The organism is Streptomyces sp. NPDC006430, from assembly GCF_040612395.1.
Lineage (GTDB): Bacteria > Actinomycetota > Actinomycetes > Streptomycetales > Streptomycetaceae > Streptomyces.
The window spans coordinates 47,893-66,307 of record NZ_JBEXQA010000034.1 but is presented as its reverse complement, the minus strand read 5'-3'; the positions used below and the strand labels follow the sequence as shown (position 1 = coordinate 66,307).

At 69.4% G+C, this 18,415-nt stretch carries 23 protein-coding genes and 2 pseudogenes; 17 read left to right on the top strand and 8 right to left on the bottom strand.

Annotated elements, in window-relative coordinates:
- Window positions 1-1,238 (bottom strand): BTAD domain-containing putative transcriptional regulator (locus ABZZ20_RS31460; RefSeq protein WP_356875477.1); only part of this gene is annotated, 1,238 nt, incomplete at its 3' end.
- Between the two features lie 350 nt (window positions 1,239-1,588).
- Between ABZZ20_RS31460 and ABZZ20_RS31455 the strand changes: the two genes are divergently transcribed.
- The 4 genes from ABZZ20_RS31455 (at window position 1,589) to ABZZ20_RS31440 (ending at window position 3,854) form a co-directional block, all read left to right on the top strand.
- A complete protein-coding gene (locus ABZZ20_RS31455) occupies window positions 1,589-1,789 on the top strand; it encodes a hypothetical protein (protein WP_356875475.1) in 201 nt (66 codons plus the stop codon).
- Between the two features lie 521 nt (window positions 1,790-2,310).
- Window positions 2,311-2,688 (top strand): hypothetical protein, encoded by a 378-nt coding sequence (locus tag ABZZ20_RS31450; RefSeq protein WP_356875473.1) that lies wholly within the window; start codon window positions 2,311-2,313, stop codon window positions 2,686-2,688.
- 199 nt (window positions 2,689-2,887) lie between these two features.
- Window positions 2,888-3,310 carry a hypothetical protein gene (locus ABZZ20_RS31445; RefSeq protein WP_356875471.1) on the top strand — a complete coding sequence of 141 codons (423 nt, stop codon included), beginning with the start codon at window positions 2,888-2,890 and terminating at the stop codon, window positions 3,308-3,310.
- 118 nt (window positions 3,311-3,428) lie between these two features.
- Complete coding sequence (locus ABZZ20_RS31440) at window positions 3,429-3,854, top strand: SsgA family sporulation/cell division regulator (RefSeq protein ID WP_356875469.1); 426 nt, start codon at window positions 3,429-3,431, stop codon at window positions 3,852-3,854.
- Window positions 3,855-3,921: 67 nt separating this feature from the next.
- Here ABZZ20_RS31440 and ABZZ20_RS31435 read toward each other — a convergent pair whose 3' ends face one another.
- The gene (locus ABZZ20_RS31435; RefSeq protein WP_356875467.1) at window positions 3,922-4,209 is read right to left on the bottom strand and encodes an isoamylase early set domain-containing protein; all 288 of its coding nucleotides are present in this window, start codon (window positions 4,207-4,209) and stop codon (window positions 3,922-3,924) included.
- Between the two features lie 213 nt (window positions 4,210-4,422).
- Between ABZZ20_RS31435 and ABZZ20_RS31430 the strand changes: the two are divergent.
- From ABZZ20_RS31430 to ABZZ20_RS31415, 4 genes and pseudogenes are all read left to right on the top strand, one after another.
- Window positions 4,423-4,830, top strand: a pseudogene (locus tag ABZZ20_RS31430) (LLM class flavin-dependent oxidoreductase); the annotation flags it as partial.
- Between the two features lie 46 nt (window positions 4,831-4,876).
- On the top strand, window positions 4,877-5,545 hold the full coding sequence (locus ABZZ20_RS31425; protein ID WP_356875466.1) for an HAD family hydrolase: 669 nt from the start codon (window positions 4,877-4,879) through the stop codon (window positions 5,543-5,545).
- Window positions 5,546-5,655: 110 nt separating this feature from the next.
- Window positions 5,656-6,750 carry a glutamate--cysteine ligase gene (locus tag ABZZ20_RS31420; protein WP_356875483.1) on the top strand — a complete coding sequence of 365 codons (1,095 nt, stop codon included), beginning with the start codon at window positions 5,656-5,658 and terminating at the stop codon, window positions 6,748-6,750.
- 399 nt (window positions 6,751-7,149) lie between these two features.
- A complete protein-coding gene (locus ABZZ20_RS31415; RefSeq protein ID WP_356875465.1) occupies window positions 7,150-7,311 on the top strand; it encodes a hydrophobic protein in 162 nt (53 codons plus the stop codon).
- Window positions 7,312-7,521: 210 nt separating this feature from the next.
- Here the strand turns inward: ABZZ20_RS31415 and ABZZ20_RS31410 are convergent, their stop codons facing one another.
- The 3 genes from ABZZ20_RS31410 to ABZZ20_RS31400 form a co-directional block, all read right to left on the bottom strand.
- Window positions 7,522-9,105 (bottom strand): MFS transporter, encoded by a 1,584-nt coding sequence (locus ABZZ20_RS31410; protein WP_356875463.1) that lies wholly within the window; start codon window positions 9,103-9,105, stop codon window positions 7,522-7,524.
- Window positions 9,095-9,232, bottom strand: coding sequence for a hypothetical protein (locus tag ABZZ20_RS31405; RefSeq protein WP_356875461.1), 138 nt, complete (start codon window positions 9,230-9,232; stop codon window positions 9,095-9,097). The genes ABZZ20_RS31410 and ABZZ20_RS31405 overlap by 11 nt, the downstream gene beginning before the upstream one ends.
- A gap of 294 nt (window positions 9,233-9,526) precedes the next feature.
- Window positions 9,527-9,715, bottom strand: a complete 189-nt coding sequence (locus ABZZ20_RS31400) for a DUF6381 family protein (RefSeq protein ID WP_356875459.1) — start codon at window positions 9,713-9,715, stop codon at window positions 9,527-9,529.
- A 212-nt stretch (window positions 9,716-9,927) separates the two neighbouring features.
- On the opposite strand from ABZZ20_RS31400, the gene ABZZ20_RS31395 reads away from it, so the two are divergent.
- The 3 genes and pseudogenes from ABZZ20_RS31395 to ABZZ20_RS31385 all read left to right on the top strand — a co-directional run.
- Window positions 9,928-10,257: a Rho termination factor N-terminal domain-containing protein gene (locus ABZZ20_RS31395; RefSeq protein ID WP_356875457.1), complete on the top strand. Its 330-nt coding sequence runs from the start codon at window positions 9,928-9,930 to the stop codon at window positions 10,255-10,257.
- A 121-nt stretch (window positions 10,258-10,378) separates the two neighbouring features.
- Window positions 10,379-10,831 (top strand): SRPBCC family protein, encoded by a 453-nt coding sequence (locus tag ABZZ20_RS31390; protein WP_356875455.1) that lies wholly within the window; start codon window positions 10,379-10,381, stop codon window positions 10,829-10,831.
- Window positions 10,824-12,368, top strand: a pseudogene (locus tag ABZZ20_RS31385) (NAD(P)/FAD-dependent oxidoreductase); the annotation flags it as partial. The gene ABZZ20_RS31390 and the pseudogene ABZZ20_RS31385, both read left to right, overlap by 8 nt.
- Window positions 12,369-12,831: 463 nt before the next feature.
- On the opposite strand, the gene ABZZ20_RS31380 reads toward ABZZ20_RS31385, so the two are convergent.
- Together ABZZ20_RS31380 and ABZZ20_RS31375 are read right to left on the bottom strand one after the other, a co-directional pair.
- Window positions 12,832-13,518, bottom strand: a complete 687-nt coding sequence (locus ABZZ20_RS31380) for a hypothetical protein (protein WP_356875453.1) — start codon at window positions 13,516-13,518, stop codon at window positions 12,832-12,834.
- The gene (locus ABZZ20_RS31375) at window positions 13,509-14,075 is read right to left on the bottom strand and encodes a sigma-70 family RNA polymerase sigma factor (protein WP_356875452.1); all 567 of its coding nucleotides are present in this window, start codon (window positions 14,073-14,075) and stop codon (window positions 13,509-13,511) included. The genes ABZZ20_RS31380 and ABZZ20_RS31375 overlap by 10 nt, the downstream gene beginning before the upstream one ends.
- Window positions 14,076-14,317: 242 nt before the next feature.
- Here ABZZ20_RS31375 and ABZZ20_RS31370 point away from each other — a divergent pair, with 242 nt between their 5' ends.
- The 6 genes from ABZZ20_RS31370 to ABZZ20_RS31345 all read left to right on the top strand — a co-directional run bounded on the left by ABZZ20_RS31370 (window position 14,318) and on the right by ABZZ20_RS31345 (window position 17,234).
- Window positions 14,318-14,797, top strand: coding sequence for an Asp23/Gls24 family envelope stress response protein (locus tag ABZZ20_RS31370; RefSeq protein ID WP_356875450.1), 480 nt, complete (start codon window positions 14,318-14,320; stop codon window positions 14,795-14,797).
- 71 nt (window positions 14,798-14,868) lie between these two features.
- Window positions 14,869-15,048, top strand: coding sequence for a DUF2273 domain-containing protein (locus tag ABZZ20_RS31365; RefSeq protein ID WP_356875448.1), 180 nt, complete (start codon window positions 14,869-14,871; stop codon window positions 15,046-15,048).
- Window positions 15,045-15,452 carry an Asp23/Gls24 family envelope stress response protein gene (locus tag ABZZ20_RS31360; RefSeq protein ID WP_356875446.1) on the top strand — a complete coding sequence of 136 codons (408 nt, stop codon included), beginning with the start codon at window positions 15,045-15,047 and terminating at the stop codon, window positions 15,450-15,452. The genes ABZZ20_RS31365 and ABZZ20_RS31360 overlap by 4 nt, the downstream gene beginning before the upstream one ends.
- Before the next feature lie 35 nt (window positions 15,453-15,487).
- On the top strand, window positions 15,488-16,132 hold the full coding sequence (locus ABZZ20_RS31355) for a DUF6286 domain-containing protein (protein ID WP_356875444.1): 645 nt from the start codon (window positions 15,488-15,490) through the stop codon (window positions 16,130-16,132).
- A 54-nt stretch (window positions 16,133-16,186) separates the two neighbouring features.
- Window positions 16,187-16,792, top strand: a complete 606-nt coding sequence (gene amaP, locus ABZZ20_RS31350) for an alkaline shock response membrane anchor protein AmaP (RefSeq protein WP_356875442.1) — start codon at window positions 16,187-16,189, stop codon at window positions 16,790-16,792.
- A 268-nt stretch (window positions 16,793-17,060) separates the two neighbouring features.
- On the top strand, window positions 17,061-17,234 hold the full coding sequence (locus tag ABZZ20_RS31345; RefSeq protein WP_356875440.1) for a CsbD family protein: 174 nt from the start codon (window positions 17,061-17,063) through the stop codon (window positions 17,232-17,234).
- A 90-nt stretch (window positions 17,235-17,324) separates the two neighbouring features.
- Here ABZZ20_RS31345 and ABZZ20_RS31340 read toward each other — a convergent pair whose 3' ends face one another.
- Window positions 17,325-18,410: an SRPBCC family protein gene (locus ABZZ20_RS31340; protein ID WP_356875438.1), complete on the bottom strand. Its 1,086-nt coding sequence runs from the start codon at window positions 18,408-18,410 to the stop codon at window positions 17,325-17,327.
- Window positions 18,411-18,415 lie beyond the last annotated feature (5 nt).

The window sequence follows — 18,415 nt, the reverse complement described above, 5'->3', positions numbered from 1 at the left end:
AGGGCGGCGCAGCCCGCGGTGCCCGGCAGCAGCGGACGGACCTGGGCGGCGTCGCGCGCATTGTCGAGCAGGACCAGGACGCGGCGCCCGTCGAGGAGCGAACGGTACAGAGCGGACCGCGCCTGCAAGCTGTCAGGGAGATCAGCAGCACGGACACCCAACGTGTGGAGGAAGTCGCCGAGGACGGCCTCCGGTTCGGCGGGGTGGACCCCTGTGCCGTGGAGGTCGACGTACAGCTGGCCGTCGGGGAAGTGCGAGCGGGCGGCGTGGGCGACGTGCACGGCGAGGGTGGTCTTGCCGATGCCGCCGATGCCGGCGAGCGCGGAGATAGCCATGACCTGGTCCTCGGCGCCGGCGGAGAGGATGGTGCCTAGTTCCTCGACGAAGCTGGAGGCACCCGTGAAGTCGGGAACAGTTGCGGGGAGTTGGGCAGGCCTCACGCGTACGGGCGCGGCGGCCGGGCCCGGTTCCTCGGCGTGCGCGAGTTCCGCGTCGGCGTTCAGGATGCGCTGCTGGAGCGCGGCGAGTTCGGGTCGGGGCTCGACGCCGAGTTCGTCGGCGAGGAGCCGGCGGGTGTCGGCGTACACGGCGAGCGCCTCGGCCTGCCGGCCGCTGCGGTAGAGGGCTAGCATGAGGAGCTCGCGCAGGCGTTCGCGCAGCGGGTGGGCGGCGGTGAGGGCGGTGAGCTCGGAGACGGCCTCGGCGTGGTGGCCGACCTCCAGGTCGAGGTCGAGGCGCGCCTCCAGTAGTTGGAGGCGCCATTCGGCGAGCCGGGTGCGCTCGGTCTCGGCGTGCGGGCCGGGGACCCCGGCAAGGGGTTCGCCGTCCCACAGGTCCAGGGCGCGGGCCAGGAACGTGCAGGCGAGGGCGCGATCGCCCGCGGCGCGGGCCTTCTCGGCGTCGGCGGCGAGACTGCGGGCGACGTCGAGATCCAACGAACCCGGGGGCAGCCTGAGGGCGTAGCCACCGGATTCGCTCACGAGGTACGAAGCCGGGAGCACTTTCCGCAGCCGTGAGGCATACGTGCGCGTGACGGCCAGAGCTTGCGGCGGTGGGGCTTCGCCCCACATCGCGTCGATCAGTTCCGGCATGGTGGCGGTGCGGCCGTCCCGCAGCAGGAGTGCGGCGAGCAGGGCGCGCTGCTGGGGGGTGCCGGTGGGCAGGGCCTCGGCGCCGCGCCAGGCTCGGACCGGGCCGAGCACCGCGAACCTGAGATCCGCCGTGTCTGCTGCCGTCACTTGGCCTCGCACCACCATTCTCCGACGGGGCCCTGTGTGTTTGTATGCAGGACGTACATCGTTCGTATATCTCCGAAGCCCAGCATGGGTGAACTGACGTCCACCACCAGACTGCCCAGTCCGGAGGACCATGCGTCGCGAGGATACCCCGGGATGGCTTCCCGGGGTCCTTGGCGTATCCAGTTTCCGCAACTCTATTGCGCAGGGCGGACTTTGGGCTACCTTCGAAGCGTCGTCACGCCGTCGAAGGGTGCCGAGGTCCCTCTAGCCAAGGGTCCGCTGACGCAACTCTCGCAGCGTGTCGATGCCATCACGGACTGGGCAATCGGACGTTAGGAGAGTGCACTCTCATGCACTTCGCAAGCTCATCGACAGGATTGCTGGCCGGCGTGATCATTTCGCTGGCCTACTTCGCGCTTGTTGGCCACCTGGTGAAATCGCTGCGCACCACGCACCGACTCCCCGCTGTCATCGTCGCGGTCTCAGGTCTGATCGGAGCGCTGCCGGCGATCCTCTACGCCCTGTACCGTGCCCTCAACGTGATCGCCTGACACAAGCGGCGGCTGGAATCGGCAGGACCGGGGCTACGGCACGGCGCGTGTCGTAGCCCCAGGGCACGTGAGTGGGCTCCAGCGCTCCAGCGGCCATAAGGGTGTCTGCGTTCTGCGTTCCGCGCAGAGCATGCACGGTTCGGTTTCCCACGGTGGGCAGCCCAATTCGACCGCGATGACGACGCGTTCGCGGGTGAAGAGGCGGTGTAGTTGCGCTGGCTGGCTGGGGGCAAGGGGAGCGGTACGGGTGGCCATGGGGCCGACTCGGCCGTAGCGACGCCGCCACCTGGCCGGCCACGTTTGATCCGCCGTCACTGGTTCTGGAGGTGGTGGGCCAGGCAGGACTTCGCCGGGTCCATGGGATGGCGCCCGCGCCGGCCCAGCCCGCTTGACGGGCGTGTGGTCCTCGCGGCCACTCGCTCCGGCTCCAGCCCGAAAACCTCAACAGCGGCCTCGGGCCTCTGGGCGGGCTCCTGTGAGCGACGGGTTTACCGTACGCGGTTTCGGTCACACGCGAGAACATGACTGAGTCAGAGAGGTCCACCAACAATCCTTTCACGTCCCGTAGTTCCACGAACGGGACCAAGACCGACTCCCAGGCCGCCAGCGCGGCCCGCGACGGAGTGAAGGCGGCTTCCGACGCGGCGAGCGATTCCGCAGGCACGCTCACGACTCTGCCCGCCGTACTGGCGGAGAAGACCGGCGCCGCCGCGCAGGCCGTCCGCGGTGCTGTCGGCCGAGGCGGACGGCTCTGGACCGCGGTAAGGGCCCGCAAGGCCGTCGCGGCCGGAGGCGCCACCGCCGGCGCTCTCGTCGTGACCGCCGCCTACACCGTGGGCCGCCGTGCGGGCCTACGCCAGCGCGGACCGATCTCGAAGCTCACCGGCGGGCGCATCTGATGAGCCCACGGACGGTTACTCAGGTGCGAACCCCGAACTCTGCTGTTCGCGGATGCCTGGTGGCCGGGTGGTGCGAGCTTCCCTGCTGCGCCGCTTTCGACGCGGCCCCGTGAGCCGGCCCGGGCTGGCTCGCCTTCCCTGCCATGATCGCTGTTGACAGGCAGGGCACCGCACGTTCCCGGGTTGCGAGAGTAGAGACATGACAGATACCCCGACCCTCACAGCAACGCTGTACGACTCCACGTACTACCAGGGGAATGCTGTCACGGTGCGGCCCGACGGGTGGGACGAGAGCGAGGGCGCGGTGGCGTACTCGCTGGCGTACCTCGGACTGGCTCGGCTGGGCTCCTTGAAGGCCCCCGCCGAGCCCGCCGACCCCGACAACCCCCTCCAGCAGCAGTTCCAGGGGGTCACCCACGTCACCGTGTGGGCGTCCAAGCCGGTCACCTCTGTGCTCGACACGGCTGCGCAGGGCACCACGTGGCAGCAGTACAGTGCCGACACCGCCGATCTCGGCGCTTGGGCAGCGAAGGCCAGGTACGTGCGGGTCTGGAAGCAGACGACCGACGCGGACCCCTTCGCCGCAGACGGCGCCACTCTTCCGATCTCGATCGTGGAGTAGATGCGGCCCAGGGGTCGCGTTATCCGGCGTTCTCTCGATCGGTCGAGTGTGGCAAGGGCGAAGCGGGGCAGACGGGTGTAACCGTCCAGCCCGTCCAGCCCGTCCAGGAGGCCTATCGATGTCCTGCGTGTCCGCTCTGATCGTTGTACGCCTCGATGCGGCGACAGGTCATGTGCCTCTGCTCGCCCGCTTCTCCTACGACAGTGCCGACCCGTGCGCGGTGCAGGCGGTGTTCTTCGACGGCCCCCGCATCCTGGCACGTTGGCACTTCGACCGGCAGATGCTGGCCGAGGGACTCCATCGTCCGGTGGGTGGGGGCGAGGTCGCTTTCCGCCCCCACAAGTTCCGCCCCCACAAGGGACCCGGTGTCGACGAACTCCGAGTCGATCTGCGCCGCCGGAGCGCCGAGCGACAAGGGAAAGCGGTCCTCTTCGTGGACGCCCGCGCGCTCATGGGCTTCCTGGAGCAGACGTACGCCGTCATCGGCGGCGGAGAGGAGTTCCGCGACCTCGACAGGCTCCTTCACGAGTTCCTGGCTCGATGAGGAGCCGAGCGTCCCACCGGGCTCCCCGAGTCGCACCTTCGTCCGGACTCACGCGGTGTGGTGGGGGTCAGGTGTGGAGGCGGCTGTTGTGGCCGTCGTGGCTGTCGGCGTGTTCGTCGTCGAACCAGTAGTCGCCGGCCGCGAGGTAGCGGAAGGAATGGGCGCTGTGCGCGGGCAGGGAGATGCTGGCAGCGCGGGTGCCGTCGCCGCGGGACTCGAGGGGGTGGGCGGCGGGGTTCCAGTGGTTGAAGTCCCCGACGACGCTGACCGGGCCGTCCGGATCGTCCTCGGGGAGGATGAAGGTGACCTGGGTACGGCCCTTGAGCTGCTTGCGTTCGAGCACGGAGAACTCCATCCGCGAAGAATCGGGGAACGGGTCCGCGCATCCTTGCCCGCGCGCGAGTCCGTGGCCGCAGTACGCGGCCGTGAGCAGGGGCAAAGGTCACCCGGCCGGTCGTCGGACCGCCCCCCGTGGTCGGCCCCGCGGGGCACCATCAGCCACTGGGCCATACGAAGGCTCGCGCTTGGGGGAGGTTTCGCCCGGCCCGATGGCGGCTAGGCGCTGCCTATGGTGCAAATCGGGTACACGAAGATGACCGAGCAGGCCGGACCGCGTGAGCAGGTGACCCACGTCGTGGGCGCGGAGCGGGCGGGGTTCGACTTCTCCGTGATCTCGGACCACTCGTCCCCATGGCTGGAGTCGCAGGGGCACGCTCCGTACGCCTGGAGCGTTCTCGGTGCGGCCGCGCAGGCGACCTCCCGGATCCCACTGATGACGTACGTGACCTGCCCGACCCTCCGGTACCACCCGGCGGTAGTCGCGCATAAGGCGACGACCCTGCAGATCCTTTCCGAGGGCCGCTCCCGTCTGGGCCTCGGCTCGGGCGAGAACCTGGACGAGCCCATCATCGGCGCCGGCTGGCCCGCCGCGACGCCGCGCGGCGACCACCAGGAACCGTTCCTGGAGTGGGTCGAGGCCAAGCTGCTGCCCGCCCTGCGGAAACTGTGAGGACGCCACGACCATGAACCGCGCTGCTCTCTTCGACGTCGACGGCACCCTCACGGACACCAACCACCTTCACGTCACCGCATGGTGGGAAGCCCTGCGGCAGGCCGGGCACCACGTGCCCATGCACGCCGTCCACCGGGCGATCGGCCTACCCGGCGAAGACCTCCTCGATCACCTCCTCGGCGAGGACCGAGACCACTCCGACGATCACCGGCTGAGCGTCGCCCACGACACCCTGTATGCCACGTACTTCGACCGGCTCCCCGCCTTCGACTCGGCCGCAGAGCTACTGCGCGCACTGTCACAGGCCGGATGGAAGGTCCTGCTCGTCACCTCGGCCAAAGACAGGGAACTCAAGGCTCTACGCGAAGCCATCGGTGCGGATGACGCCATCACCGACACGGCGACCTCCGACGACGTCGAACAGGGCAAGCCCGCACCCGACCCCGTCCAGCACGCCCTCGATCTGGCGAAGGTGCCGCCAGGACGCGCGGTGTTCGTCGGAGACTCCGTCTGGGACATGAAGGCGGCCGAGCGGGCCGGCGTGGCCGTCGTCGGCTTGTTGTGCGGCGGAATTCCCCGGGAAGACCTTGAGGAGGCCGGAGCGGTCGCCGTGTACCGCGATCCGGCCGATCTCCTGGCCGGCCTCGGCACCAGCCCGTTCGCCCGGGTACCTGCTTGAATCCGCGCAAAGGGCGAGCCTCAAGACAGCGGCTGCCCTCTCATGCCGTGGGGGAGCAGACCGCCCACGCCCTTAGGAGTGATCATGGTGCATCCGGGCAGCCGCAGCAGGTGATCACGGTTGGCGTCGAAGAAGAGTACTTGCTGGTAGATCCAGCAACCGGGCTGCCGGCGCCCCTCGTGGAGGACGTGCGCCGTGCGGCCGGTCTCGGACCCCTCGCAGAGGGTGACGAGGTCCAGGGCGAGCTGCTGCAGGCCCAGATCGAGGTGGCCACTCCGGTGTGCACGACCCTGGACGAGGTGGGGGGCCATCTCCTGCGGCTGCGCCATGCGGTCGCCTCCGCCGCAGAGGCGAACGGCTGCCGGATCGCGGCCACGGGTGCGGCGCCGCTGCGCGGGCCCCTGCCCGTGCCGGTGACTCCGACGCAGCGCTACCTCAAGATGGAGGGGGAGGCCCGGCAACTGGTTGACGAGCAGCTGATCTGTGGGATGCACGTCCACGTGGCGGTTCCCGATCCGGATACGGGCGTCGCGGTGATGAACCGGATCCGGGGCTGGCTGCCGACTCTGCTGGCCATGTCTGCGAACTCACCCTTGTGGGACGGGCGGGACACCGGGTTCGCCAGCTGGCGAACCATCCTCTTCGGTCGTTGGCCCGTGAGCGGTCTTCCGCCGGTTTTCGGAGGTTTCTCCGACTACGAGAGGCGCCTGGAGGGCCTGGTGTTGTCCGGAATGATCGCTGACAGGGGGCAGGTGTACTGGCAGGCGCGGCTGTCCGAACGCTTTCCCACCATCGAGGTGCGGTGTTTGGACGTTCAACTGCGTGCCGACGACGCCGTCATGTTCGCCGGCATCGTTCGCGCGCTCGTTGCCACGGCCATGGCTGAGGAGAAGGCGGGCACACCACCGGACCTGAGCCCGCAGGAGCTGCTGCAGGCCGGTGACTGGCATGCGGCCCGGCACGGTCTGAACAGCACCCTGGTGGATCCGCACGGCCACCCCCACAGCAGCGGCGATGTGCTGTGCTCCCTCCTGCGCCACATCACGCCGGCCCTGGAGGACGCCGGTGATCTCCGCGAGGTCAGCTCCCTCGTCCACCGACTCCTGCAGGAAGGCACCCCCGCCGACCGCCAGCGCCGCGCCCTGGCTGTAGGCGGTCTGCCCCGGTTGATCGGCCTGATCACCGAGGCGACCCCCTCTGACTGAAGTCCGAGACCCGCGGGCCCGGGCGCGACCGGGCTGACCCGGATTCCCCGCTTGAGGAGCGGCGGATCCCGTACAGGTGGGTCTTCATCACCCGGCCGAACTGCCCGTCGTGAGCGCCGCGATCCCATTGGGCTGCGCCGTCCGGCAAGCAGCGTTGTTGACCAGGGAGCTGGACGGAGCGGGGGACGCGGACAGGGTTCAGACGAGCGCGACAGCGCGTAGCGGAGTGTTCGATGTGGTCTTCATGCTTTCCGGCTACCCGTACGGCTGATCGGTGGCCCGCGTTCCGACGGGAAATGGGCCGGACGGGGATTTCATATCCGGCAGGCAGGTGCTTCATCAATTCCTAGGTGTGAGAGATGAAGAGCCGGGCACACGTCGTATCGGAGGTTGATAATCATGGTTCCCCTGCTTCTCGTCCTTCTGCTCATTCTGATTCTCTTCGGAGCGGGCTTCGCGGTGAAGATTCTTTGGTGGATCGCGATCGCCGTCCTGGTGCTCTGGCTGATCGGGTTCGTCGCCCGCCCGAAGAGCGGTGGTGGACGCTGGTATCGCTGGTAGCGAACCGGAGCCGGCCTCGGCGGCGGCCCTCGCCGGTCTGCACCACGCGCTCGTCGAGCCGGTGCGGCCGGACGAGACCTCGTACCTCGTCGTCAAGCGCGCCACTCCGTCTTCTACGAGACACCGCTCGCCTACCTGTTGGGAACAATGGACGCGAACCACGTTCGATGCTCGTGTGCGCGTCCCGCAGGTGGCGCGGTAGCGCGCCTGTCATGCGTCCTCGGCCTGGTAACTGGCCAGGAGCTGCCGCTCGCGCTCATGCCTGGGGAACAGGAAGAACACGACGGCTGCCCCGACGAGGATGGAGATCAATCCGGCGGCGTAGGACCAGTCGGAGCCGGACAGGAACGACGACTTGGCCCCGGCGATGATCTGGCCCGCGTACTCCGGATGCTGCTGAGCCACGTCTGCGGCGCTGGAGAACGACTTGGTGAGCTGGTTCTCAACGCCGGTCGTGATCTGTTCCTTGTCGGGTGATGCGGCGGCGGCGGCGGACACCGCCGAGGCGTAGCCGGCGGTGAGCAGCGTCCCGAAGATCGACTGCATCATGGCGCCACCCAGGTCGCGTTGCAGGTCGGCGGTGCCCGAGGCCATTCCGGCCCTGCGGACGGGAACCGCGCCGGTGAGCGAATGCGAGGCCGGCGTGCCCGCGAACCCCACGCCGATGCCGATGAGGACGTAGGCCAGACCGATCTGCCAGTAGGAGCTGTTCTCCTTCCAGAACAGGAGCATCCAGCCGAAGGCCAGGAAGAGGAACACGTAGCCGGTGAGCAGGGTGAAGCGGGCCCCCCGTTTCTCGACCAGCTTGGCGGAGCGGGGTGCGACGAGGACCATGAAGACGACCGCCGGCAGGAACGCCGCCCCGGCGCCGAGTGTCGAGTAGCCGAGCACGTTCTGGAGGTACTGCTGACTCACGAACGCGGAGCCCATCAGCGCACCGAACACGATGATGCCGGCGCAGGCCGCCACCCAGAAGATCCGGCGGCGGGCGACGTGCAGGTCGTACAGGGGATTGCGTGCTCGGCGCTGCCGGATGCCGAATCCGATTACGGCCGCCAGTGCGAGGGCGCCCAGCACCAGGGCGAGGTCTCCCTTGCCGGGGACGGGGGCGAAGTTGATGGCCAGGATCAGCGTGCCCACCAGGACGACCGACAGAACTCCGCCGAGGTTGTCGACCGGACCGGTCGTCTCGTTCACGTGGCCGGGCACGAGGTACCAGGCCATCAGCAGGGCGACAACGGCCAGCGGCAGGGTGATCAGGAAGACCGACCCCCACCAGAAGTGCTGGAGCAGCGCGCCCGCGACCAGCGGTCCGAGCGAGGCGATGCCTCCGCCGAGCGCCGACCACAGCGCGATCGACTTGGTTCGACCGGGTCCCGACCACAGTGCCGCGATCAGCGCCAGCGTGGTCGGGTAGGCCATGCCCGCCGAGATGCCGCCGAGCAGGCGGGCGGCGAACAGAACGTCGTCCGAGGGGGCGTAGGCGGCAAGCAGGGAGGCCGGGACCGACAGCGTCATGCCCAGGAGGAGCATCAGCTTGCGTCCGTAGCGGTCACCGAGGGCGCCGAGGTAGAGAACCGAGGCGGCCAGGCCGAGTGAGTAGCCCACGGCGATCAGGTCCAGCGTCGTCTGCGAGGAATCGAAGGCCCGGCCGATCGACGGAAGGGCCACATTGGCGACCGACAGGTTCAGGTTCGCGACCCCGGCCACGACGATCAGCGCGGCCAGCACCAGGCCTGCCCGCGCTGGCGCCTCGGACGGGGCCTGCGCTGAGAGGCTCGCATCAGCGGGCACCGGTCACACCCTCATTTCCCTGCACGTGCCGGAGTTCCCCCAGCAGTCCGGAGATCACGACCAGCTGCATCGCCACCATGAACAGCAGCGGCCGGTCAGCCGAGGACGAGGAGTCTGACTGTTGCATGGCTCCATCTCAACCGGCGGCGTGACGCCGTGCAACTAACGCTGAGCCACCCGTGCGCCAGGGACGGTATGGGCCCGGCCCGGCTCTCCCAGCGGCTTCCGTGACACTGCTGCCGCCTTGTCGTCGTCGGCGAGCACGGGTAGCGCAGCAGCTGGACGGTGCGGATGACCTTGCAGACCTCGCGGAATGAGGTGTAGGCCCTTCGCGCGGTCCTCGGCCTCCCCCTTCGGGTGAAGCCGACGACCGCGATGCGGCTGTCTCATGAGACAGCCGCATCGGGAAGAACACCTGCATCTACATGGGGTCCATGGTTCCGCTGCCCCTGCCGTTCTCCTGTTCGCTCTTCTCCCGGATGCGCAGGGCTTTGTCCGTCAGCCGCCGTCGCTCCGCGGGATCGGTGGATCGCTGCGCCGCCTGCTCCAGCTCTTGAGCTCTCTCACGCATCTGCTGGGCTCGCTCGCTCGGTTGGCTCTTGTCGCTCATGGTCAATCCTCAGTTCGGGGAGTGGGGTTCCCCAGCCAAACAGCGCCAGGACGAGCGCGCCACCGTAGCGAGCGGCTGCCGTCGTGGTGGCGTGGTCCGCCACGCCTGGTGGGGGAAACGAAGGGCTGCCCTTACGCCGCCGGTGAGATGCGAGGTGACCCGAGTACGCGCACCATGACCTTTGACACCACACCGCCTAGAAGGGTTTCGCCATGCCCCGAGGATCCAGCCCCAAGCGCGAGCGCCAGTACGAGCACATCAAGGAGTCCGGAGAAAAGCGCGGCATGTCCGAGAGCCGTGCGAAGGAAATGGCCTCCCGAACGGTGAACAAGGAGCGGGCCCAATCGGGAGAGAGCAAGACGGCGAGCCGCAGCTCCACACAGGGCAAGTCTGCGTCGCAGCGCGGCGGGGAGGCGTCCCACGGGGGTGGCAGCTCGTCCGGACGTACGAAGGAGCAGCTGTACGAACAGGCGAAGAAGCGCGGCATCGAGGGTCGCTCAACGATGACCAAGCAGCAGCTGAAGAACGCCCTTGGTCACTGAACCTGAACCGAGGCACCGGATGCGTGGCTCCAGCTGGCTGGACCGCCCCCCGAACACCGAAACCGAAGTCGGGTTCCCGGGCTTCGACGCGCACCGTCCGCCACGGTAGGAGGACTTCCTCATGGCCGTCCGTCATCAGCTGATCCGGCACTCCCCGCACACGGTCTGGGCGGTACTCGCCGATCCGACCCGGTACGGGGACTGGGTAGTGGGCCCATCCGAGTCCACGCCCCTCGATCAGGCCTGGCCCGAGGTCGGCTCCCGGCTGCGCTACACCGTCCGCCTGGGCCCCTGGTCGGCCGACGGAGTGACCACTGTCCGGCACATCGAGCCCGGCCGGGAGCTGGAACTGGAGGCCTCGTTCAAGTCCCTCGGCACGGCGAGGATCTTCCTCCAGCTCCGGCCCTGGGGCGAGGACACACTCGTCGTCTGCGACGAGCACCCCCTGCGCGGCTTGGGGGGAACCCTTCACAACCCCGCTGTCGAAGCCCTGCTCCAGCTCCGGCACAGAGGCATGCTGGCCCGCCTGGCCAGGGTCGTGGAGCAGCAGCACGACGAGGTGCTCCATGCCTGATGCCGTGGTGATCGGCGCGGGACCCAACGGGCTGGTGGCCGCGAACCTGCTGGTCGACGCCGGATGGAGCGTGGAGGTCCTGGAGGCACAGGCGGAGCCCGGCGGGGCGGTGCGCAGCGACCGCGGCGTCCACCCCGACTACATCTCGGACCTGTTCAGCGCCTTTTACCCGTTCGCCGCCGCCTCTCCGGTCCTCGCCCGCCTCGACCTCGCCGCCGAGGGCCTGCGCTGGAGCCACGCACCGCGCGTACTGGCCCACCCCCTCGTGGACGGCCGGTGTGCCGCGCTCGAACGCCGCATGCAGGAGACGGCAGCCGGGCTGGCGTCGTTCGCGCCCCCCGACGGCGAGGCCTAGCGGGCCATGTACGCCCTGTGGAGCCGTGTCGGCCCGGACCTGGTCCAAACTCTGTTCACTCCCTTCCCCCCGATCCGTGCCGGGCTCCGCCTGGCGGTGAAGCTCCGCGCCGCGGGCGGCCTGCGGCTGGCCAGGAACCTGGCCCTGCCCGTGCGCCGCCTGGGCGAGGAGGAATTCGCCGGGGAGGGTGGCCGACTCCTGCTGGCCGGGAACGCCCTGCACGCCGACCTGGCCCCCGAGGCGGCCGGCAGCTGAGGCTTCGGCTGGCTGATGTCGATGCTCGGACAGAGTCACGGCTTCCCGGTGCCCGTCGGCGGCGCCGGCGCCCTGACCGCGGCGCTCGTGAGCCGCCTCCGGCGCCGCGGAGGCGTACTGCGCTGCGGGGAGCGGGTGGCGTCCGTAGTCGTACGGCGCGGCCGGGCCGTCGGTGTCGGAACAGCCGGCGGGGAGACCGTCGGCGCGCGGCGGGCGGTCCTCGCCGATACCTCGGCGCCGACCCTGTACCGGGACCTCGTGGGCGAGGAGCACCTCCCGTCCCGCCTCCTACGGGATCTGGAACGCTTCCAGTGGGACTTCGCGACCTTCAAGGTCGACTGGGCGCTGACGGGCCCGGTGCCGTGGACGGCGCCGCAGGCCGCCGGGGCGGGCACGGTCCACGTGGCCGACGGGGTGGACGGCCTGACCCGGTTCGCCTCGCAGATCGCCATGGGTCAGGTGCCCGACGAGCCGTTCGCGCTGTTCGGCCAGATGACCACGGCTGACCCCACCCGTTCACCCGCCGGCACGGAATCGGCGTGGGCCTACACCCACCTCCCGCAGCACATCACGTCCGACGCGGGCCCTGACGGCATCACCGGCCGGTGGGACGCCCGCGAACAAGAAGCCATGGCCGACCGCATCGAAGCCCAGGTGGAGCGGTTCGCACCCGGCTTCCGTACGCTGGTCCGCGCCCGCCGCATCCTGGCCCCCACCACCCTCCAGGTCATGAACGAGAACCTCCGCGGCGGCGCCATCAACAACGGCACCGCCGCCCTCCACCAGCAGGCGATCTTCCGGCCCACCCCCGGAACCGGGAGGCCCGAGACCCCCGTCAAGGGCCTCTACCTCGCCTCGGCAGCCGCCCACCCCGGCGGCGGCGTCCACGGTGCACCGGGCGCGAACGCCGCCCGAGCGGCCCTGCGCTCGCACGGGCTGCCCAGCCTCCTTCACCGGGCCCAACGCATCTGCCCCGGCCCTCTGGAGGACGACGTGGAGGCCATCGCAGGGCGTGCGCCAGGGGGACGCCCTGCGATGCGGGTGACGGTGACCAGCACGGTGACGCGATCGGTGGCGCCGAGTTGGGCGAGGCAGGCGGTGATGGCGCTCCGCACGTGTTCGCGTACCTGTCGGGCGACGTCGACGACGCGGCGGTCGGCGTGCAGGATGCAGCGCACTTCCACGTGCCAACCGCCTTCCGGCGTGTGGTCGGAGCGGATGCCGGTTCCCTCGGGGTGCGAGGTGGTGGGTGCGGCCGTCACGGCTTCCTTCGCGCGGGAGGCCGCGAGGGCCAGACGGTCGGCGAGGGCGGGCTGGAGCTCGGCCACACCGGGAACGTCGAAGGCTGCCCGGGCTGCGGCCCGATGGACGTCCTTGCGGTGGGCGGCTGTCATCGTTCGCTCAGCTCGGACCGCTCACCGCGGGGTACGTGGGGGTGGGGGAGTTCCAGCACGGAGTTGAATTCCAGGTCGACGGCCACGACGGCGAGACCGAGGACGTGGTGAGCTGCGTCGAGGACGGCTCGGCGTACTTCTTCGGCCTGCTCCTGCAACGGTCGGTCGAGCGCGGTGGCGACCGTGATGGCGATGACGTGGAGGGCGTGCTCGCCCGGGGCGGGGGTCAGGCGGCAGCTGGCAGCGCGGGCGCCGGGGACACCATCAGCTGCCCGCCGCAGCACTTTCGCGGCAGCGCTCTCGGAGATGCGCAGGTCGTGATCGGGGTCGTCCAGCAGCAGCATGGTGCCCAGTCGTACCTCGGCCCGGACCGCGTCGATGACCCGGTTGGCGAGGCTGTGGCTGTCGGGCTGTTCCTCGGCGCGCAGCTCACGGGTGGCCCGGTCCAGAGCGGTCAGCCCCTCGACAGCCTCCCGGCAGTAGGGGCAGCGGACGGTGTGGGCGTCCGCCGCTCCGGCCGGGTCGCGGGCCTGTTCCCAGGCGCGGCTGAGAGGGCGTCCGCAGGGCAGCAGCTCCGCGCCGGTAATGAGCTCGGCGCCCGGGGTCACGGGTGCTCCGGCCCTCGTGGCGCCTACGGTCTCGGGCTCGGCGCTGGAGGTGTGGTGCGGGTCGTCTAGCGCCATGGGCGCATCGCCTCCATCAAAGCGCGTCGTGCGCGAAAGAGCCTGCCACGCACTGTGTCATCGCTGCTGCCCACCACGTGGGCGATCTCTTCGTAGCGCAGACCGTGCAGCTCCCGCAGGACCCAGCACACGCGCAGCTCGGGGCGCAGTTCCAACAGCGCTCGCGCCAGGGCGGCTGTCGCCGCGTCCGTCTCAGCCATTCGGGGCGGTGAGCTGTCCGCATCCGCGGCAGCAGGTTCGGGGACGGCGTCGAGGGGCAGCGGGTGCGGCCGGTGGCGCAGAGTGTTGAGGCAACGGTTCGTAACGATGCGGTACATCCAGGTGCCGAACGAGGCGCCGTGGCGGAATTCCGGCAGCTGCCTCCAGGCACTGAGGAAAGCGTCCTGAACGGCGTCCTCGGCATCCGCCCGGTTGCCGAGCAGATGTCGGGCGAGGGCGAGCAGACGGCTGCTGTGCCTGCGGACCAGGATGGCGAAGGCTTCTTCATCCCCCTCGGAAGCCCGTACGGCCAGAATGCTGTCGGCCAGGTCGCCGGGGCCGTCCGGGTCCGTGGCCATGCCGACGAACAGCCGAGGCGCCGGCCGGAGTGGGAGGTCCGCGCCGTGCGGGGGCGGGGGTCTGGTCGGGTTGCGCATCCGCCGCTCGCTCTCTGCCGTAGACGGTCGCCGCGGCCTGCGTACGCACTCCTCGATGGTATGTGCTGTGCGTCACGTAAGTCGCATGAGGAATGCTCCCGCGGTGTGTCCAACCCAAGAGGGCACCGCATCGGCGCCCGGACGGACACCCTTGGGAGGTCCTCATGTCGGACACCATCAACCCCACCTCGGGTGGGAGTGAGTCGAGCCCTGCCGGCAGGGCCCTCACGGGCCACACAGGCGCCGGCACGGCCCCCGAAACGCGGGGCCGGACGGTCATCGCCGACAGCGTCGTCGAGAAGATCGCAGGAATGGCCACCCGCGAGGTGCCGGGCATTCACAGCCTCGGCTCCGGCATGGCCCGCACGTTCGGGGCGGTAACGGACAAGGTCCCTGGCGGCCGTCCCAGCGTGACGCGCGGCGTGAAGGTCGAGGTGGGCGAGCGGGAGGCTGCCGTCGACCTCGACGTGGTCGTGGAGTACGGCGTTGCGATCGTGGACGTCGCCGGCGAAGTCCGTATCAGCGTCATCACGGCTGTGGAACGGATGACCGGCCTTGACGTCGTCGAAGTGAACATCACCGTCGACGACGTCCACCTGCCCGACGAGGAGGACGAAGAGGAAGGCGAGGGCCGCGTGCAGTGACCGCCGCAACCTGCCCCGGCATTCCGCCGCCGGGCAGGAGAAACGATCGACGTGAGATTCAGGTGAGTGAGATGAGCGCAGCAACCGTGGGCCTGCTGGCCGGCATGGCCCTGGGCTTCGCCGCATTCTTCGGAGGTTTCTGGGCGTTCCTGCTCGTGGCGGTCCTGGGCCTGGTCGGTCTGGTGATCGGCCGCATGGTGCAGGGTGACCTAGAGATGTCCGACTTCAGGCGTCCCCGGGACCGGCGGTGACCTCGCAACCTGCCGCTGCTCCGGCCGGGGGAGCAGCGACCCCATCGACCCGGCCCGTCATACCCGCGGCCGAACGCGGCGCCACGGTGATCCCGGAGAAGGTGGTGGCCCGTATCGTGGTTCGCGCCGCACAGGAGGCCCTGGCCAAGCACGCGGTCCCCTCACCCGGCTCGATGAAACTGGCCGCTCCGCACGCCTCGGTCACAGTGGGCGGCGGCACAGCGCGGCTGGGACTGACTCTGGACCTGCCCTACCCGATCGATCTCGCCAGCACCGCCCAACAGGTGCAGCACTACGTCAGCGAGCGGGTGGGCCAATTGACCGGGATGCGCGTCACGGAGGTCACCGTCGACATCGAGCACCTGGTTCCCTCCGGCGGGCTGGAACACCGACGTGTGCAGTGAACCGGACGGCAGTCCCACCGGGAAGGAGAGCCGTCATGAAACGGGACCAAGACCCTCCGGCCGAGACGGAGCGGCCCACTGTGACCGATGGGGTCGCCCCCGCTGCGGGGCAACCGGCCAAGCAGCCTCCGGCCGGCCCGCAGCCCCGTGTCACGCGCCCCTGGTCTGCACGCCGGATACCCGCCGCGATCACAGCCCTGCTCATCGCGGCTGCGGCCGGGAGCTTCCTGTTCGACGTCGCCAGGGTCCGCGCCGGCAAGCCCGCCGCCTGGCGCACGCGCCTCGCCGACGAACTGGCCACCCGCCCTCTGGATGACCTCTGGATACAGATCGGCGGCGCCGTCATCGCCCTCCTCGGCCTGTGGCTGGTCGTCCTGGCACTCACACCCGGCCTGCGTCAGCAGCTGCCACTGAAGACCCCCGATGCGCAGATGCGCGCCGTGCTGGACCGCGACGCCGCGGCACTGCTTCTGCGAGATGCCGCCATGCGCGTCCCCGGCGTCAGCAGCGCCAGGATCCGGGTCTTCCGCAAACGCATCGCCGCGCGCGCGGACGTGCGTTTCCGCGCGCCGGCCGACGTCAAGGCCGATCTCTTGGCCGCTCTGCTGGAAGAACTCGACCGGCTTGCCCTCGCGTACCCGCCTCGGCTCGCCGTTCGGGTACGACCGCACCGAAAGTGACTCGTCTGTTGACGTGCGCTGGCGAGCACGAGCAAGTGACAGGAAACGGATCCCATGAAGAGGAAATCGGCCATCAACCGAGTCCTGCTGGCGCTGATGGGCATCGTCCTGCTCGGTACAGGCATCCTGGTACTGGCGGGCGGCCTCGACCTGTACCGGCGCTGGCACGTGACACCACCCGACGGCTGGCCGCTGAACACACCCGACGACATCGTGTTCGACGCCGCCGACCACAATGGGTGGACGGACGAAGGATGGTGGTGGCCCGCGGTCATCGCCGCCCTGGCCATCGTCGTCCTGCTCGCCCTGTGGTGGCTGTTGGCACAACTGCGCCGCACTCACCCCGGCCACATCCCCATCGCGGGACCACCCGCCGTGGACGGGGTGGAACTGCGGGAGCGAGCCCTCAGCGACGCTCTGGCCGCTGACGCCCGACAGCAGGCCGGCGTCCACCAAGCGCGGGCGCGGATGGTCGGCCCGACCAGCCGTCCGGAAGCCGACCTGGACCTCACGCTCACCCCCGACAGTGCGCCGAGCACCGTCCTTCAGGCGCTGCACGACGGCCCGCTGGAACGCGCCCGCCGGTCCACCGGCTGGACCCGACTCCCCGCGAATGCGCAGTTGGGTGTATCCCGACACAAAGCCCACCGCGCCGAATAGCCCCTTTTCCCGCCCCGTCCGGCAGATACAGGGAAGACGTCGCCGCCGCCTCCGGGGTCGGCGACGTCTTCCGCGTTCGGTTGCCTGCGCAATCCTGCGGGTCCCGGGCGTACGTGAAGTCCGCTCCCGCCACGACGCTGAGGCGTGGCCGGCGCAGATACCGGAGGGTAATTCTTTTTGGGGTAGATGGTCGCTTACGTCGTTCGCCCGGGGTTAGGGGCAGGAAAGCGTGTTGACCGCACCACAAGCGGCGTGGGAGGTGAGAGAGATGGCGGCAGGCAAGAAGGCCAAGAACGTAGCCAAGAAGACCAAGGGCAAAGTGGAGGAAACCACCGGCCGTGCTGTCGGTAACGCGAACCTGGAGGCGAAGGGGGCGCGCGACCAGATGGCGGGCGATGCGAAGCAGACCGCTCAGAAGGCCAAGGACACGCTGAAGCACTGACCTCCTCCCCAGCAGCACAGCCACGGGGTCTTCAAGAGAATCCATCGAGAAGGGCCGACGTCTACGCCGGCCCTTCTCGCATGCTGGTGTCTACCGTCGGCGCCGCCGAGGCGGAGGGCTTGGTTCCTCCTCCTCATCCTCCTCCTCATCCTGCTCCTCATCCGGGACCTCGTCCTCGTCCGCGTATTCCTCCTCCTCGTCGCCGTACTCCCCGACCGGTTCCTCTTCGTCCTCCTCAGCCTCTTCGTACTCCGCGGGCTGTTCGTCTTCTTCCGCCTCGTCCCCTTCCTCGCCTTCTTCGTATTCGCCTTCGTATTCGTCCTCTTCGCCCGCCTCTTCCTCCGCACCCTCTTCTTCCAGTGCCTCTTCGTGGGTGCGGACCACCTCGCCGTCCCGGATCTCGCCGCGCCAGCCTTCCGGCTCGTCGGTCGTGAGGGAGACGTGCCGCAGGAAATGCTTGAGGTCCAGGCGCAGGCGGCGGCCTTGAGCGCGCCACAGGTTGCCGGTCTTCTCGAAGAATCCGGAAGGGTAGTACTCGACCACCACGACGATCCGAGTCAGTGACGGAGCGAGTTCGTGGAAGCTGACGCAACCGCGGGTGGTTCCCTTCGCGCCTTCGGACGTCCATACGATCCGGTCGTCGGGTACCTGCTCCTGCACGGTGGCCTTCCAACCGCGGGTCGAAGGCCCCACTTTGACCTTCCAGTCGCTGGTGGTGTCATCGTTGCGGGAGACATCGCGTACGCCTTTGGCGAAGCCGCTGAAGTCCTCGTACTGCGACCAGTGGTCGTACACGGTGCGAAGCGGCAGGCCCACGTCGATGAACTCGACGATGTTGACGACCTTGCCGCCGCTCTTGCGGCCCTTCTTGCCCTTGCCGAACATTTGGGAGGCGGCATCGGTCACCTTGTCCTTGAGGCCGCCGAGGCCCTGGCCGACCATCGCCTTCAGGGGCGAGTCACCCTGCAACATTCGCCCCCCGATGCCGGCGACGTCGGACAGCTTCCCGTTGCCCTGTGCCACGTCCTGGAGCTGATCGGTCACTTCTCCCAGCTTGTCCGACGCCTTGTCTGCCAGCTGCCCGGCCTGGGCACCCAGGAACGAGCCCAGCTCTTCGAGCAGTTGGTCCAACCCGGACTTGGGTTCTTGCGCGCTGACGCGGTCTGACTGTGCCATGACGA